Annotated in this window: 18 protein-coding genes; 15 read left to right on the plus strand and 3 right to left on the minus strand. The window is 32.1% G+C overall.

What is annotated here, in order from left to right:
- Positions 1-24: 24 nt before the first annotated feature.
- The 6 genes from nreA (at position 25) to LQ608_RS06925 (ending at position 5,263) form a co-directional block, all read left to right on the plus strand.
- Positions 25-468, plus strand: a complete 444-nt coding sequence (nreA, locus tag LQ608_RS06900; protein ID WP_239750953.1) for a nitrate respiration regulation accessory nitrate sensor NreA — start codon at positions 25-27, stop codon at positions 466-468.
- Complete coding sequence (locus LQ608_RS06905; RefSeq protein WP_239750955.1) at positions 465-1,499, plus strand: sensor histidine kinase; 1,035 nt, start codon at positions 465-467, stop codon at positions 1,497-1,499. Before nreA ends, LQ608_RS06905 begins: the two co-directional genes overlap by 4 nt.
- Before the next feature lie 16 nt (positions 1,500-1,515).
- The gene (nreC, locus tag LQ608_RS06910; RefSeq protein ID WP_078356986.1) at positions 1,516-2,166 is read left to right on the plus strand and encodes a nitrate respiration regulation response regulator NreC; all 651 of its coding nucleotides are present in this window, start codon (positions 1,516-1,518) and stop codon (positions 2,164-2,166) included.
- A gap of 317 nt (positions 2,167-2,483) precedes the next feature.
- Positions 2,484-3,644: a nitrate/nitrite transporter gene (locus tag LQ608_RS06915; protein ID WP_239750957.1), complete on the plus strand. Its 1,161-nt coding sequence runs from the start codon at positions 2,484-2,486 to the stop codon at positions 3,642-3,644.
- Between the two features lie 105 nt (positions 3,645-3,749).
- On the plus strand, positions 3,750-4,751 hold the full coding sequence (locus tag LQ608_RS06920) for a ThiF family adenylyltransferase (RefSeq protein ID WP_115337173.1): 1,002 nt from the start codon (positions 3,750-3,752) through the stop codon (positions 4,749-4,751).
- Between the two features lie 11 nt (positions 4,752-4,762).
- Positions 4,763-5,263 carry a MogA/MoaB family molybdenum cofactor biosynthesis protein gene (locus LQ608_RS06925; protein WP_239750958.1) on the plus strand — a complete coding sequence of 167 codons (501 nt, stop codon included), beginning with the start codon at positions 4,763-4,765 and terminating at the stop codon, positions 5,261-5,263.
- Here LQ608_RS06925 and moaC read toward each other — a convergent pair whose 3' ends face one another.
- Positions 5,264-5,743, minus strand: a complete 480-nt coding sequence (gene moaC, locus LQ608_RS06930; RefSeq protein WP_078356982.1) for a cyclic pyranopterin monophosphate synthase MoaC — start codon at positions 5,741-5,743, stop codon at positions 5,264-5,266.
- Positions 5,744-5,811: 68 nt separating this feature from the next.
- Between moaC and LQ608_RS06935 the strand changes: the two genes are divergently transcribed.
- From LQ608_RS06935 to moaA, 6 genes are read left to right on the plus strand one after another with little or no spacing between them, the layout of a single operon-like run.
- Entirely contained in the window at positions 5,812-7,071 is a 1,260-nt protein-coding gene (locus LQ608_RS06935; RefSeq protein ID WP_239750960.1) for a molybdopterin molybdotransferase MoeA, read from the plus strand.
- A complete protein-coding gene (mobB, locus tag LQ608_RS06940) occupies positions 7,068-7,529 on the plus strand; it encodes a molybdopterin-guanine dinucleotide biosynthesis protein B (RefSeq protein ID WP_239750962.1) in 462 nt (153 codons plus the stop codon). Before LQ608_RS06935 ends, mobB begins: the two co-directional genes overlap by 4 nt.
- Positions 7,530-7,537: 8 nt before the next feature.
- A complete protein-coding gene (locus LQ608_RS06945) occupies positions 7,538-7,987 on the plus strand; it encodes a molybdenum cofactor biosynthesis protein MoaE (protein WP_078356979.1) in 450 nt (149 codons plus the stop codon).
- Positions 7,987-8,220 carry a molybdopterin converting factor subunit 1 gene (gene moaD / locus LQ608_RS06950; protein ID WP_208143612.1) on the plus strand — a complete coding sequence of 78 codons (234 nt, stop codon included), beginning with the start codon at positions 7,987-7,989 and terminating at the stop codon, positions 8,218-8,220. Before LQ608_RS06945 ends, moaD begins: the two co-directional genes overlap by 1 nt.
- A gap of 7 nt (positions 8,221-8,227) precedes the next feature.
- Positions 8,228-8,821 carry a molybdenum cofactor guanylyltransferase MobA gene (gene mobA / locus LQ608_RS06955; protein ID WP_078356977.1) on the plus strand — a complete coding sequence of 198 codons (594 nt, stop codon included), beginning with the start codon at positions 8,228-8,230 and terminating at the stop codon, positions 8,819-8,821.
- 27 nt (positions 8,822-8,848) lie between these two features.
- Positions 8,849-9,871 carry a GTP 3',8-cyclase MoaA gene (gene moaA / locus LQ608_RS06960; RefSeq protein WP_239750964.1) on the plus strand — a complete coding sequence of 341 codons (1,023 nt, stop codon included), beginning with the start codon at positions 8,849-8,851 and terminating at the stop codon, positions 9,869-9,871.
- 113 nt (positions 9,872-9,984) lie between these two features.
- Here moaA and LQ608_RS06965 read toward each other — a convergent pair whose 3' ends face one another.
- Positions 9,985-11,025 carry an SDR family oxidoreductase gene (locus LQ608_RS06965; protein ID WP_239750966.1) on the minus strand — a complete coding sequence of 347 codons (1,041 nt, stop codon included), beginning with the start codon at positions 11,023-11,025 and terminating at the stop codon, positions 9,985-9,987.
- A gap of 149 nt (positions 11,026-11,174) precedes the next feature.
- Here LQ608_RS06965 and LQ608_RS06970 point away from each other — a divergent pair, with 149 nt between their 5' ends.
- Complete coding sequence (locus tag LQ608_RS06970) at positions 11,175-12,374, plus strand: putative multidrug effflux MFS transporter TcaB (protein ID WP_239750968.1); 1,200 nt, start codon at positions 11,175-11,177, stop codon at positions 12,372-12,374.
- Between the two features lie 53 nt (positions 12,375-12,427).
- On the opposite strand, the gene LQ608_RS06975 is transcribed toward LQ608_RS06970, so the two are convergent.
- The gene (locus tag LQ608_RS06975) at positions 12,428-12,685 is read right to left on the minus strand and encodes a hypothetical protein (protein WP_239750971.1); all 258 of its coding nucleotides are present in this window, start codon (positions 12,683-12,685) and stop codon (positions 12,428-12,430) included.
- Between the two features lie 128 nt (positions 12,686-12,813).
- On the opposite strand from LQ608_RS06975, the gene LQ608_RS06980 reads away from it, so the two are divergent.
- Both LQ608_RS06980 and LQ608_RS06985 read left to right on the plus strand, forming a co-directional pair.
- Positions 12,814-14,064 carry a lipid II:glycine glycyltransferase FemX gene (locus LQ608_RS06980; protein WP_239751111.1) on the plus strand — a complete coding sequence of 417 codons (1,251 nt, stop codon included), beginning with the start codon at positions 12,814-12,816 and terminating at the stop codon, positions 14,062-14,064.
- A gap of 123 nt (positions 14,065-14,187) precedes the next feature.
- Positions 14,188-17,340: an efflux RND transporter permease subunit gene (locus tag LQ608_RS06985; protein ID WP_345773100.1), complete on the plus strand. Its 3,153-nt coding sequence runs from the start codon at positions 14,188-14,190 to the stop codon at positions 17,338-17,340.
- Positions 17,341-17,363: the final 23 nt, after the last annotated feature.

A 17,363-nucleotide genomic window follows, 5' to 3' on the forward strand; every position in this document is an offset into this window, starting at 1 on the left:
TAAAATGGATAGAGGTGTGATAATATGTCTAATGATTTTAATTTTCAGGAACAACTTAATCAAATTCGTAATACATATGATTTTGATTTTGTAGGATTAGCCATGTCTTCAGAACAGTCTGCGCCATGTCACATAAAGTGGCAATATGTGTCTGGAAATCTGAATCATAGATATAAAAACATCGAATTAAGAACGGGCCGAGGCATAGCGGGAATAGTAATGAAAAGTGGGAAACCAATCATTATTAATAATATGGAAGAAAGTCCATATAACGATCAATTGTTCAACTATCCAATAATTCAAAGTGAACAACTAACAGCACTTATAGCCATGCCTTTATGGAAACACAATAGAGTTTGTGGTGTCCTCTTATCTGGGCAACGAGACAACAAACCATTACCTGAAATTGATATTGACCAGTTCACACGTTTTGGACCATTTTATGGAAAGGATATGATTAATTCATGAGTTCACAAGATTCATCCATCTTGACGAATATATTAAAACAGTACTACGAGAAAACGAGCGAGATGATCGTGTTTTTAAATAGTAATGGCCAAATTATAAATATGAATCAAGCTGCTAGAAGAGTGATCTCAGAAGATAATCAACCATCGTTAACGCATGCGATATGTAGTCGTTGTGAAGGTTATTCTAATGAGTATGCACTTCAATCATGTAAAGATTGTTTTTTAGAATCTTCAAAAATTGGTAACACGAGTTTCCAAGTATTTATGCAAACAAATAGCGGCACAGTTGAACCATTTACAGCAACTTACCAAACAATTAGCCAAGAAGATGATGTAAAAGTATATACTTTACAAAATGTGTCACCACAAATTGAGAGACAACAAAAACTTCATCAACAAACAATGATGCAAAAAACAATTTCAGCACAAGAAAATGAACGTAAACGTATTTCAAGAGAATTGCACGATGGAGTTGTCCAAGAATTATTAAATGTTAGTGTTGAATTAAGATTACTCAAATATCAAGATGACATTGACCAGTTAAAGTTACAGTCACAACAAATTGAAAGTTTAATGTCTAGATTGATTGATGACATTCGAAATTTATCATTAGAATTAAGACCATCGTCTTTAGATGATTTAGGTTTAAATGCAGCATTTAAATCATACTTTAAACAGCTTGAGAAAAATTTTGGATTTTCGGTTCTTTATCATTATGATTCATCAATTAAACGCTTTAATCCAGAAATAGAGACTGTCGTTTATAGAATTGTGCAAGAAGCCGTATTTAATTCATTAAAATATGCTAATGTAGACAGTGTAGATGTCCATATGACATGTGATGGTCAAATGATTGAAGTTGAAATTGCAGATCAAGGCAATGGCTTTATATTGGGTAGTGAGCCAAAAGGTTCAGGACTTGGTATTTATGGCATGAAAGAACGTGCAGAAATTGTTGGTGGTAAAATTAATATCGAAAGTAAACTGGGAAAAGGCACGAATATAAAATTAAATGTGCCAATAGGATAACAGTGGGGGAAGAAACATGAAACTCGTAATTGCAGATGATCATGCAGTAGTGAGAACTGGTTTTTCAATGATATTAAATTATCAAGAAGATATGGAAGTAGTAGCTACAGCTGCTGACGGGATAGAAGCATATCAAATGGTGGCAAAACATGAACCAGATGTTCTAATAATGGATTTGAGCATGCCTCCAGGAGAATCAGGTCTAATAGCGACAGGAAAGATTTCGGATGATTTTAAAAATACAAAAATATTAATATTAACGATGTTTGATGATGAAGAATATTTATTCCATGTTCTAAGAAGTGGTGCAAAAGGCTATATATTAAAAAATGCGCCAGATGAAGAATTAATAAATGCAGTCAGAACAATTCATAGAGGAAACATGTATATAGATTCAAAAGTAACAAGTTCATTAGTAAATGAATTAGTTAATCCTAAACAAGATGGCGTGCATCATTCTGATCCTTTTAAAATATTATCTCAAAGAGAATTAGAGATTCTTCCTTTAATTGCAAAAGGATTTGGTAATAAAGAAATTGCTGAAAAACTATTTGTTTCAGTCAAAACGATAGAAGCACACAAAGCACGCATTATGGACAAACTAGATTTAAAATCTCGTCCAGAACTCGTTGAATATGCTATGAAGAAAAAATTATTAGACTTTTAAAAAGTATTGAATAAGCCAGACAACTAACGATTTAATATCGTCATAGTCGTCTGGCTTTTTTTATTAATAAATTATGTAGTTTTATAATTAGAAAATCTAGGAAAAATTGCATATTAGCACGCTACCCATATAATCTAAACTCAAAAGAAGTTATGAATTTAGCTTTGCCTAAATATCGAAATCCACCTCATTTGTAATATAGGGATTTTACTTATTTTTCTAAGGGTATATCCTTATGTGCATCTTTTCACAAATAACCTACAATTAGCATGAAATGAATGTTAATAAAGTTCAAATGAAAAAAAGGGTGAAAAGAGATGAGAAACAACATAGGCAAAGTTCAGTTACCGCTTCAAACTTTGAGTTTAATGGCAGGTTTTATGGTTTGGAGTATATTAGCACCTTTAATGCCTTACATTACGCAAGACATTAATGTGCAAGAAGGACAAAAAGCAATTATTTTAGCGATACCAGTTATATTAGGATCCATTTTGAGAATACCAATTGGATACTATACTAATTTATTAGGTTCACGACTAGTATTTTTAATCAGTTTTATTATTTTATTATTTCCAGTATTTTATTTGAGTCAAGCGCAATCAACAGCTGGTTTAATGGTGGCTGGTTTCTTCATCGGTCTTGGTGGAGCAGTATTTTCGGTTGGTGTAACTTCTATTCCTAAATATTATCCTAAAGAAAAACATGGTTTTGCGAATGGTATATATGGAATGGGGAATTTAGGAACAGCAGTTTCTTCATTTTTAGCACCACCTATTGCTGGTACGATAGGTTGGCAACATACTGTGCAATTATATTTAATCATTATGGCTCTATTTGCAGTGTTAATGTTTATTTTTGGTGATAAAGATGAACCTAAAGTTAAAATACCAATGGTGTCACAAACTAAACAAGTTATAAATAATTATAAGCTTCATTACTTTAGTTTCTGGTACTTTATCACTTTTGGTTCGTTTGTAGCATTTGGATTATTTTTACCAAACTTTTTAGTTGATCATTTTGAAATAGATAAAGTAGACGCAGGTATTAGAACAGGCGTATTCATAGCTATAGCAACTTTATTAAGACCAATAGGGGGAATGTTAGGCGATAAATTTAACGCTTTAAATGTTCTTAAAATTTTCTTCATTGGAATGATTTCAGGAGCTTTCATACTTTCGATAGCACATAATATTTTATTATTTACGATTGGATGTTTAACTATCAGTATTTGTGCCGGTATTGGAAATGGTTTGATTTTCAAACTTGTACCTACATATTTCAATAAAGAAGCAGGCGTTGTTAATGGTGTCGTATCTATGATGGGAGGACTTGGTGGATTCTTCCCGCCTTTAATCATTTCGTTCGTTACAAGCTTTATGGGTTCAAATCATTTAGCATTTTTCTTGTTAGCTTTAACTGGAATAATTGCACTTATCTCAATGATGCATATGACAAAAATAGAAAAAAGGATATTATAATAGTATAACCTGCTCTTTTAAGTAAGAGTAGGTTCTCTATTAATTGAGGATAAAGTGCTTTCATTCTATAATAGAGTTAAAGAGATTCGTGAAAGGTTGATAAAAATGAACGAACGTTATTCTCGTCAAATTTTATTCGATAAAATTGGAGAACAAGGACAAGAAAAAATAGAAAAGAGTAATGTCACTATAGTAGGAATGGGTGCTTTAGGCACACATGTTGCTGAACAATTTGCAAGATCAGGCGTAAATAGATTAAACATTATCGATCGAGATTATGTAGAATCATCTAATTTACAAAGACAAACTTTATTTGTCGAAAAAGATATTAAAGAAATGTTACCTAAAGTTGTTGCTGCAGAAAGACATTTAAAAAAGATACGTGAAGACATTCAAATAAAAACTTATATCGCTCAATGTGATGCAAAGTTATTACAAGAAGTAGCGAGATATTCTGACATCATTATCGATGCAACAGATAATTTTAATACTAGACTGATAATCAATGACTTTGCTTATAAAATGAACATACCTTGGATATACGGTGCATGTTTAGAATCAACATATGTTCAAGCTACATTTATACCAGGCGTTACACCTTGCTTTGATTGTGTACTCCCTCAATTACCTGTTATCAATAGAACATGCGACACAGTGGGCGTAATAAATCCTGCTGTAACGATGGCTACGAGTTTACAAGTCGCAGATGGTTTAAAAATATTATCAGGATTTGAATTTACACCTAAAATCACATACGGAGACGTATGGTATGGAGAGCATCAAACATTTGGTTTTGATCAAATGAGACGGAATGATTGTGAAACGTGTGGTGATCATCCGACGTATTCTAAACTTTCTGCATCAGAACAACAAATTACTGAATTATGTGGACGTCATACGGTTCAATATATTAATGAAAAGTTAAACCGTCCAGCAATTGAGAAATTTATAGCAAAGAATGGATTATTGCATAGATCAAATGCATATATGATTCAATATTTATATGATGATCATAGAGTGGTCGCTTTTAATAATGGGAGATTATTAATTCATGATATTGATTCAGTAGAAGAAGGAAGACAATTTGTAGAGAATATGTTTGGTTAGGAGATGCTGGGATGAGTGTCATTGATAGAATAGACGGAAATATAAATGTAGCTATTTTGACTGTGAGTGATACGAGAACGAAAGAGACTGATAAAGGTGGCCAACTTGTTCAGCAACATTTGAAAAATTTAAACGTTGAGGTTCATAACGATCATTATAAAATTGTTAAAGATGATATCATACAAATTCAAAATCAAATTAATAAGTGGTTGAATACAAATGTTGATGTCATCATAACTACTGGTGGAACTGGTATAAGTCAAAGAGATGTAACGATAGAAGCGGTTAAACCATTATTAGATAAAGAAATTGAAGGTTTTGGGGAAATATTTAGATACTTAAGTTATACAGAAGATGTAGGATCTAGAGCATTGCTTTCGAGAGCAATTGCTGGAACTAAAGGAAGGCAAGTCATTATATCCATCCCAGGATCAACAGGTGCTGTCAAGTTGGCAATGGAAAAGCTCATCACTAAAGAGATCAATCATTTAGTACATGAGCTTAATAAGTAATTATTGTCGGTTGAAGTCGCCATTAACGCCACCAGATTTATGTGATAGATATGTTTCGCCGATTATCATGCCTTTATCAACAGCTTTACACATATCATAAATTGTTAAAGCAGTAACACTAGCAGCAGTTAATGCTTCCATTTCTACACCTGTTTGGCCTTTAGTCTTAACAGTAGCAGAGATGTTTAATGTGTATGTCTTATCATTATCCCAGTCAAATGAAATATCAATGCCGGTTAATTGGAGTGGATGACACATCGGTATAAGTTGGCTTGTATTTTTAGCAGCCATAATACCTGCAATTTGTGCAGTACCGAGTACATCGCCCTTTTTATTTGTTGCGTTTTGTATTTGGTTATAAATTGTTTGATTAACTTTAATACTAGTGTTTGCAATTGCAATACGCGTGCTTGTTTCTTTATTAGAGACATCAACCATTTTTGCATGGCCTTGCTCATTAAAATGTGTAAAATCAGACACTATAATCATCCTTTCTTAAAAATATTATAACATGTAAGCAAAGAAAAATTGACAAGGAGTGCTAATAAATGGCTGTTGAAATGCGAACACCAATACCTGTTAAAGAAGCGATAGAACGTGTTATAAAAATAGCGAAACATAAAGAAGTAAGCACGTTACCAATTGAACAAAGTTTAAATTCTATATTAGCTGAAGATGTAAAAGCGACGTATGATATACCTAGATTTGATAAATCACCTTATGACGGCTTTGCTATTAATAGTAAAGATTCACAAGGAGCTAATGGTGATAATAGAATTCAATTTAAAGTTATAGATCATATTGGAGCAGGAACAGCTTCAGATGTCACAATAAAAAATGGCGAAGCAGTTCGAATTATGACAGGAGCACCGATACCAAATGGTGCTGACGCAGTTGTAATGTTCGAGCAAACGACAGAAAATGAAAAAGGATTTACGATACGCAAGGCTTTTAAACAAGGTGAAAACATCGCATTTAAAGGTGAAGAATGCAAAGAAAATGACATTGTATTAAACAAGGGTAAACTTATTAATAGTGGAGTCATTGCTGTCTTAGCTACATTTGGATATCAAAATGTGAAAGTTTATCAAAAACCAACAGTTGCCATTATTGCAACTGGAAGTGAATTAGTAGGTCCAAATGAACCTTTAGAACCTGGAAAGATAAGAAATTCAAACGGTCCAATGATTGAATCATTATGTAGAGGGATTAACATTGAAGCAACTACATTTCAAATACAAGAAGATAATCTCAAAGGATGTATAGATATAGTTGAAAAAGCAATGTCAGAACATGATATCGTGATTACAACTGGTGGTGTATCTGTAGGAGATTTTGATTACTTACCTAAAGTTTATGAAGCTATCGGTGCAAATGTATTATTTAACAAAGTACAAATGAGACCGGGAAGCGTAACAACAGTAGCTTATAAAGACCATAATATATTATTTGGTTTGTCTGGTAATCCTTCTGCATGTTATTCAGGGTTTCAATTGTTTACAAAGCCGACTATCCAGAAAATGATGGCAGCTCAAGAAGTTTATCCGGTTATTATTGATGCTATACTTGCTGAAGATTTTAAGAAAGCTAACCCGTTTACGAGATTTATAAGAGGAAAGGCTCATTTCACTAATGAAGGTGTATATGCAGAGCCATCTGGTTTCAATAAATCTAATGCAATTGTCGCTATTGCAAATAGTAACGGTATGATTATTTTACCTAGTGGAACAAGAGGGTATGCTAAAGGTGATACAGTAAAAGTATTACTAACCGATCATCTATCATATGAAAGTGAATTAAATCTATGAAACAATTACAAGTAGTAGGCTATAAAAATAGTGGTAAGACAACTTTAATAAATGAACTAATTAAAGTTTGTCATGAAAATAAAATGACTGTATCTACTATCAAACATCATGGCCATGGTATAGAAGATATTTCAATGAACCATAAAGAAGTTGATAGTTTATCATTCATATCAAGTGGTGCAGAGGAAAGCATTGTATTAGGTAAACAATTAATAGAAAGAGTTACTAAAGTAGATAAATCATTACAACAAATAATAGATGAGGATTTATCTATTGAACCAGATGTACTTTTGATTGAGGGATTTAAACACGAAAAATTTCCAAAAGTACTTTTACAAAATGGGAAAAATGGGTTAGAGCATGAACTGCAAAATGTCATTTATATACTAAATGCTTTTGATAAAAAGGAAAACAAATCATTTATTGACTGGTTTCAAAATTGGATAAAAAAAGAGTAGGTGAACAAATGAAGCAGTTTGAAATTGTTAACGATCCTATCAATCCAGAACAATATAGAGAATGGACGTTAAATGAGAAGCAAGGCGCAGTAGTTGTATTCACAGGTCACGTTCGAGAATGGACTAAAGGTATTAAAACAGAATATTTATCATATGAAGCATATATACCAATGGCAGAGAAAAAATTGTCACAAATTGGTGATGAAATATATGAAAAATGGCCAGGAACGATTGTTGCGATAGCACATAGAATTGGGGAGTTACAAATTTCTGATATTGCTGTTGTCATTAGCGTTTCTTCACCGCATAGACAAGATGCTTACGAAGCAAATGAATATGCGATTGAAAGAATTAAAGAAATTGTACCCATTTGGAAGAAAGAAATATGGGAAGATGGAGAAGAATGGCAAGGAAGTCAAAAAAAATACCATTCTTCAATTAAAATGGAGGGTGAATGATGAAAGTATTGTATTTTGCTCATTTAAAAGAAATAGTAAACACAAATGAGGAGCAAATCTCTCTTAACAATGACTACTCTGTGTTAAAATTTAAGCAATATTTAGTTGAAAAGCATCCAGAACTAGAAACTGAAACTTTTCAACTTGCTGTAAATGAGGAATTTGTGCAAGATACTGCTATTGTATCTGATCAAGATATCGTTGCACTTATTCCACCAGTCAGTGGAGGGTAAAAAGAAAATGATAGCAATAATTCTAGCTGGAGGAAAATCCAGTAGATTTGGTTCACCAAAAGCATTAGCTACAATAGAAGGAGAAGTCTTTTACGAAAAAATCATTCAAACTTTAAATCAAACTAATTTATTCGAAAAAGTTGTCATAAGTTCTAGTGATGATTTAAAAGATTCGTTTAACAACTATCAAGACATTGTAGTAGATTTGCCTGAGTATGAGAACAATGGACCTTTAGGAGGTATTTACAGCGTGATGAAGAAGTATGATACAGAATGCTACTTTGTTATTGCATGTGATACACCAAAAATAACAGAAAAAGCAATAAGTTATTTGTATCAATTTTTTATTTCGCGCGTAATGGAAGAACAGTTAGATATTGCTGGATATGAAGTTGATGGTAAAAAGATGCCGACATTAGCATTTTACAGTCACCGTGTAGAAGAGGATATTAAAGATGCTCTAGATCAAGAAGAATTTAGAATGAAAAAAATATATCAAAATAAGCCTTCACAGTGGTTAAATGTAGAATTTGTTAATGATCCAACAAACTGGTATCAAAATATTAATTACATTGAAGACCTAGAAAAAAACGAACTTTAGCTATTGTTTAGGTAAGGAGGCGTTACGATGAATCAACCTATCAAAGATAAATTAGGAAGACCGATTAGGGATTTAAGAATTTCCGTTACTGATCGTTGTAATTTCCGCTGTGATTATTGTATGCCAAAAGAAATTTTTGGTGATGATTTTGTATTTTTACCTAAACAAGAATTGTTAAGTTTTGAAGAAATTGTACGTCTTTCTAAATTGTATAGTTCTTTAGGTGTTCAAAAAATTAGAATTACTGGTGGAGAGCCACTGCTAAGACGTAATTTATATAAATTGATTCAAGAATTAAACAACATAGAGGGCATTGAAGATATTGGGTTAACGACAAACGGCCTTTTGTTAAAAAAACATGGTTTAAATTTGTATAATGCGGGATTAAGAAGGGTAAATGTTAGTATTGATGCATTAGATGATAACTTGTTTAAATCAATAAATAATCGCAATATATCCGCTTCTCAAATACTTGAACAAATAGATTACGCAGCAAGTATTGGTCTGAAAGTCAAAGTTAATGTTGTTATTCAAAAAGGTGTTAATGACCAAGAAATATTGCCACTTGTACAATATTTTAAAGATAAAAATATCATTGTGAGATTTATTGAATTTATGGATGTAGGAAACGATAATGGATGGAACTTTGATAAAGTGGTGACGAAGAAAGAAATGCTGAATAAAATTGAATCATCATTTGATATTGAACCTGTTGATTCGAGTTATTTCGGTGAGGTTGCAACTTACTACCGTCATAAAGACAATCATGCCCAATTTGGGCTAATAACAAGTGTGTCAGCATCATTCTGTTCCTCTTGTACGAGAGCAAGAATTTCTTCAGACGGTAAATTTTATGGATGTCTATTCGCTGAGAAAAATGGATATGACATTAAGTCGGAACTACGCAGCGATAAAACAGATGTTGAATTATTGGCTACTTTGAAACATTTGTGGAATATAAGAGATGATAAATATTCAGATGAACGTACAGAAGCTACTGTTGCAAGACGTAAAAATAATAAAATTAATATGAATTATATAGGTGGATAAAAAGTACGATATAATTCACATTATAAATAACTCGCCAATCCGTATACTATAAATGACGGATTGGCGAGCTTTTTGTTCAATACATATATCATTCTGTCTGATATCTTCAACGACTACTTATTAAAATACTTTCCTATTATCATATCTAATGTATCTTCAGAAAGTTTTAAAGTGCTTTGTCCTGCTTTTTGCATCATTGCTGCTGTATTATCATCATTAAATTCTATTGATTTCGAGAAATATGGCGCAAATACATCAATAAAACTATTAAGCACTCTTTCATCATCTGTAATTGTGTTGATTTCAGAAAGTGGGGCAACTTCTAATTGTTGAAAGTCTAAATGTTTTTTTATTGTTTGGAATATAAATTCATTCGATGGTGGATGATTATTTGTAGCATGATATATTTTATGATTTTCAGCGTAATCACTAGCTACAGTTAATACGTCAACAACATAATCGACTGGCACAAAATTTGAAGTATGGCTCGCATTTCCAAACAGTCTATAAATTTTGTTGTCATGTTGTCTTTCTATTTTTCTTTTGAAAACTTTTAATGCTTTCATAAAGCCATATAAAGTAAAGTTTGAATCTGCTTCTCCAGTTTTAGAGTCTCCTATAACAATAGCTGGTCTAATAATTGAAGTTGCCATCGTTTCTCGTTGTGCTACGATATGTTCTGCTCTTATTTTTGTAGCTTCGTATGGATTATGTGTAGGTGACTCAAGTGAATGTAAAGTTTCTTCGGCTTTGTTTTTCTCTCCGACTGTATAGGCTGTTGATACATAAATAAAATGTTTAGTATGTAATCGTTCAGCTAAATCCAAAGCATGCTTTGTTCCAATGTAGTTGATTTGATAAAGTTCATTTGCTAATTCAAAGTTGAATTTGACTAATGCAGCTAAGTGATAAAACTTATCTATTTGAGGTAAATTACTTATGACTTGATTATTAACTCCACAAAATTCATTTGTAATGTCCCCGTGAATAAAATGGATTCTTGAATGAAATTGAGGGTCTAATTTTTCTAATAGTAATGTTTTTTTCTGTTCAGATCTGTATAAAATGTAAAAATGTTTCTGTGCATCTTTTGAAAGTGATTTTATTAATTCAGCACCTACAAAACCCGTTGCACCAGTTAAAAAGATGTTCATGATTCCACTCCGATTCTAAGTTTCTTATTATATTTTGAATGATGACATAATGAAAGTAAAGCAATTTAGTAATTGATTATATTTACATTGCCTTTTGAATTTTGATAAGCATATAATGAAAGGTAAGAGTGATAAAAGGAGCGTATTTCATGAATGAACAAAAGATGACAAAGCCCTCACTATTTTTAATAGTGATTTTAGGTTTATTAACAGCATTTGGGCCATTTTCAATTGATATGTATTTACCAGCGTTACCTGAAATTAGTCACGACTTTGATACGACGACTTCTAATACTCAGTTAACATTAACATTATTTATGATTGGTCTAGCGATTGGGCAAGTCTTTGTCGGACCACTTTCAGACTTTATTGGAAGAAAAAAACCACTAATGGTTGCTTTAATTGTTTATACGATAGCATCAGTTTTATGTGTGTTTGCACCGAATATATACATCATGATGGCACTTAGATTTATTCAAGGATTTACAGGTGGAGCAGGAGCGGTTATTTCCCGGGCAATATCCAGCGATTTATATAAAGGTAAAGCACTGACGAAATTTTTAGCTATATTGATGTTAGTGAATGGTATAGCGCCGATATTAGCGCCAGTATTAGGAGGCGTTATTTTATCATTTTCAACTTGGAAAATGGTGTTTATTCTTTTGACTGTGTTTGGATTAATTATGTTTAGTTTGTCATCAATCAAATTAACGGAATCTTTGCCGGAAGAGGAACGTTCATCAGGCAGAATAAGTGAAGTTTTAAATGATTTTAAAAACTTGTTACAAAGTCCAAAGTTTTTATTACCTTTATTTATTCAAGGGTGTACATATGCATTACTTTTTAGTTACATATCCGCTTCATCATTTATCACACAGTCTGTATATCATATTTCACCACTCGCATTTAGTTGGATGTTTGCTTTTAACGGACTTGGATTAATATTATCAGGTCAAGTCATTAATAAACTAGTTGATTATTATGATGAACACTTATTAATGCGTTTATTCGGTATGATACAAATAGTAGGTGTTGTCATTGTGTCAATAACTTTAATAAATGGATGGCCACTATGGCTGTTAATAATTGGATTCTTTATTCTAGTTAGTCCGGTTTCAGCAATTGGGACGACTGGATTTTCAATTGCTATGGCTAACAATAAAGGCGGGGCAGGTAGTGCAGCTAGCTTATTAGGATTATCTCAATTCTTATTTGGTGGCTTAGTATCACCGTTAGTTGGGATTAGAGGAGAACATGATGTATTTCCTTATGTGTTTACAATTATTATTGTGTCTATTTTATTGATAATATTATATTTCATAAATAGTAGAGTTTTTAGAACAACGTAATAGAGAATAAGAAACGCGCATTTTTTTAAAAGGCGCGTATTATTTATTAAAATTTAATTTGCATAAACATTAACGTAAACACTTTGAATAATAAGTGATAAATGGATTAATGCTATAATAGTACTGAGAATGGCTATAAATAAAACGGATTTTCGAGCATTTTCAAGTATAAATACGATACTTAATAAGAATGTAAAAGCTACAACTATAATACGATAACTTAAATAATTAATAGTGACATCAAAGTTAAGGCTAATGATAATCAATATAATATTTAGGATAATAAAAAGTGATAGAAATAATTGTCTCATGTATTTCAATCCTAACTGTATGGTTTATGAAACAAGTATAACAAATAATGGGCTTTTGCGTGAAATTGTAGTATGTTTCATTGTATAATTGAGAGACGAATTGATAAAAAGGAGATTTATAAATGACGATAAAGAAAATGAATATCACTCATGAGCAACATGATGAATTTGTAAAGCAACATCCAAATGGTGATATGTTGCAACTTACAAAGTGGGCAGAATCCAAAAAGCTTACAGGTTGGTATTCTCGTCGTATTGCTGTTGGTGATGGCGAAGCGTTAACAGGAGTTGCACAACTATTATTTAAAAAAGTACCAAAATTACCATATACTCTATGTTATATATCTAGAGGATTTGTTGTAGATTATAAAGATGAAACTTCTGTTAAAGTACTTTTTGAATTGTCTAAAGAGATGGCAAGGCATGAAAAAAGTTATGCAATCAAAATTGATCCAGATATAGAAGTGGACCAATCAGAAGGCGTACTTGAGTATTTAACTTCTTTAGGATTTGAACATAAAGGATTTGAAGATGGATTAAGTAAGACTTATATTCAACCACGTATGACAATGATTACTAAAATTGATCAATCTGAAGAAGATTTAATGCAAAGTTTTGATAAAAGAAATCGCTCACGTGTAAGAAACTCTTTAAAACGAGGAACAGAGTTAATTATCGGGAATCGTGATGATTTAAAAATCTTCGCTCAAATCATGGAAGAAACAGGAGAAAGAGACAACTTCTTAACGAGAGATGTGTCTTATTTTGAGAATATTTATGATCACTTACATCCTGATGGAGACTGTGAACTATTTTTAGTGAAAGTTGTACCTGATAATGTGTTGGAAGATTTATTTAAAGAAAGAGATGCATTATTAGAAGAAAAAGAAAAACTTGAAGGTAGAAGACAAACTAAAAAAGTTGTTAACCAATTGAATGATGCTGATGAAAAATTAGGTAATTACGAAAAGCGTATTCAAGAAATGGAAGAATTAAAAGAGAAAAAGCCTGATGGTGTTTATTTATCTGGTGGAATACTTATCTTCTCCGGTAAGAAATCGTATTACTTATATGGAGCTTCATCTAATGAATATCGTGAGTTTTTACCAAATCACCGTATGATAATCGAAATGATGCGTTTTGCTAAAGAAAAAGGTGCTGATAAATTTGATTTTGGTGGTACAGACAACGACCCAGATCAAGATCACGAACATTATGGTTTATGGGCATTCAAGAGAGTATGGGGAACATACTTAAGTGAGAAGATTGGTGAGTTCGATTATGTACTGAATAGACCATTATATACAGCAATAGAAAAGGTTAAGCCAGCTTTTACAACTTATAAGCGAAAAATAGAAAAGAAAATCAAAAGAAACTAATATAGATTAAAAGCACTAAAACTTTAAATTATTTAAATTTTAGTGCTTTCTTTCTGTAAAGGTGTTATTACAATGAAGTTTAATATAAAATAATTTACAAAAGTAGAAATAGGAGGAAATTGAGTGGTCCAAAAAATGATTAAGTTTTCGCTGAATAATAAGTTCGCAATTTTGTTAATGACGATTATTATATTGCTTGGTGGAATATATTCAGCTTTTAAAATGAAACTAGAGTTATTACCGGATGTAACGACACCTGTTATTACAGTTACAACACCTTATCCAGGAGCAACGCCTGAAAGTGTTTTGGAGAACGTAACTGAACCAGTTGAGAAAGAAGTACAAAATCTGGAAGGTGTACAAAATGTAACAAGTCAATCTTTAGAAAATGCTTCAGCAATTACGTTAGAATATACATACCAAACAGACATGGATGAAGCAGAAACAGAATTAAGAAAGAAATTAGAGGCACTTGATTTACCAGAAGGTGTACAAGACCCTGACATGAGTAGAATGTCTATGTATTCATTCCCAGTCGTAAGTTACTCTATTTCTGATAAGAAGAATAATTTAGAAAAAGCTACAAAACAAATGCAATCAGACTTAATTCCGAAGCTTGAAAAAGTTGATGGTGTACAGAGTGTTTCATTATCTGGTCAAACTTTAGAAGAAGTCAATTTAGAATTTGATCAAAATGAATTAACAAAACGCGGCATGAGTGAAGATGAAGTACTTCAATATATTGATGGTGCGACAAAAGAATCACCACTGGGCTTATATACTTTTGGTGATGATTTAAAATCTATTGTAGTTGATGGTAGATTCACTTCAATAAAAGCATTAAATGATTTAGAAATTCCAATGACTGGTGGCGCGTCTAGTGGAGGACAACAAGCTTCACAAGGTGATGCAGGTCAAGCACAACAAGCTAGTCAATCAGGAGATGAAGAATCAAGCGCATCTCAAAGTATCCCATCCGTTAAATTATCAGACATTGCAGATGTGAAAAAAGAGAAAAAACGTGACTCAATCTCTAAAACAAACGGTAAAGATGCATTAGCATTACAAGTTACAAAGGCAACTGATGCAAACTTAGTAGACGTAGTAGATAACGTAGACAAAGAAGTAGAAGCATATAAAAAAGATCATAAAAATATAGAATCTGTTCAGTTAATGGAAACAGCATCTACGATCAAAGATTCAGTGTCTACCATGGTAGAAAAAGCTTTAATTGGTTCAATCGTGGCAGTTATTATTATCTTATTCTTCTTAAGAGATATTAAGTCTACCATTATAGCAATGGTTTCAATTCCAATGTCATTATTAATGGCATTAATAGGATTAAAGGCAATGGATGTTTCGCTCAATATTTTAACATTAGGAGCATTAACAGTTGCAATTGGACGAGTTATAGATGATTCCATTGTTGTTATAGAAAATATATATCGGAGAATGTCAGATAAAGGTGAAACATTAAGAGGTAGTAAACTCATAACAAGTGCAACAAAAGAAATGTTTATTCCGATCATGTCTTCAACTATCGTTACAATAGTTGTGTTCTTACCATTAGCATTTGTAACAGGTCAAATAGGTGAGATGTTTAGACCATTTGCTTTAGCAGTTGCATTTAGTTTATTAGCTTCACTGCTTATAGCATTAACTATTGTACCTGTGTTATCACATATATTCTTTAGAAATGGTATTAAAAAGGCGAAGAAAGAAAAAGGTCAGTGGTTAGCTAATAAATATAAAGGTATTTTAAAATGGAATTTAAATCATAAATGGTTAGTTATCTTATTGAGTATAGTACTTGTAGTTGCAAGTATTGCACTTGTATTTACACCTTATATAGGTAAATCATTCATTGATACAGGCGAAGACAAAATGTTAGCTCTCACATATAAACCATCTCCAGGTGAGAAAGAAGAACAAGTAGTAAAAAATGGAGAACAAGCTGAGAAATATTTATCAAAAGATAAAAATGTAGAGTTTGTACAATACAGTGTAGGTGGGGAAAATCCATTCAATCCATCTGCTAAAAATGATATGGCTTTAATGGTGAAGTATGATAAAGACACACCTAATTGGGATCAAGTTGGTAAAGATGTAATGGACCATGTAGGCTCATTAAACCATAAAGGCGAATGGAAACAACAAGACTTTTCAACTGGTGGAACAGCTAATGAAGTTTCAGTGAATGTTTCTGGACCATCTACAGAATCAATAGAAGGAACAGTTAAAGACGTTGAAAATGAAATGAAGAAAGTTAAAGGTGTTGAAAATGTTAGTTCAAACCTTTCAGAGTCATATGAGCAATACGATTTAAAAGTGGATCAAAATAAAGCAAGTAAGCTAGGTCTATCCGCAGGTCAGATAGCGATGACGCTTAATCAAACAACTCAAGATAAAGTTGTAACTAAATTAAATGATGATGGTAAGTCTATTGATGTAAAACTGACTAAGAAAAAAGAAACAGATTGGTCAGAAGAGAAGTTGAAAGATACAAAAATCACTTCACCATTAGGAAAAGATGTTACATTGAGTGATATCGCAACACTAGAAAAAACAACTTCACCGGATACAATTACTAGAGAAAATGATAAAATCTCAGTATCTGTAGATGCTAAAATTACAGCAGATGATGTTGCAAAAGTAACAACAGATGTAAATCAAAAAGTATCAAATATCGATACACCATCTGATGTAGATTTAAATGTTGGTGGTACGAATGATGATATTAATGAAGCAATAGAACAGTTAGTATTGGCAATGGCGGCAGCAATTCTTATCGTCTACTTAGTTATTGTATTAACATTCAAAGGTGGATTAGCACCATTTGCTATATTATTCTCATTACCAGTATCTATAATTGGTGTAATCGTCGGACTATTAGTAACTCAAGAAACGATCTCAGTACCAAGTATGATCGGTATGTTGATGTTAATCGGTATCGTTGTAACCAATGCTATTGTATTAATTGATAGAGTAATTAATATGGAACAAGCAGGAATGTCAACAAGGGAAGCATTAATTGAAGCGGCTGGTACCCGTTTAAGACCTATTCTCATGACTGCAATCGCTACAATAGGAGCACTAGTGCCACTATTATTTGGTGGAGGTAGTTCAGTATTGATTTCTAAAGCATTAGCAATTACAGTAATCGGTGGATTAATTTCATCTACAATTTTAACTTTACTTGTAGTACCAATCTCTTATGAAATTATTATGAAATTTAAAAAGAAAATATTTAAAGGTTCTAAAGAACAAATAGACTAAACTTTAACCTCTCAATCCACTTG

It is taken from the genome of Mammaliicoccus sp. H-M34, assembly GCF_022386495.1.
In the GTDB taxonomy this organism is placed as follows: domain Bacteria; phylum Bacillota; class Bacilli; order Staphylococcales; family Staphylococcaceae; genus Mammaliicoccus; species Mammaliicoccus fleurettii.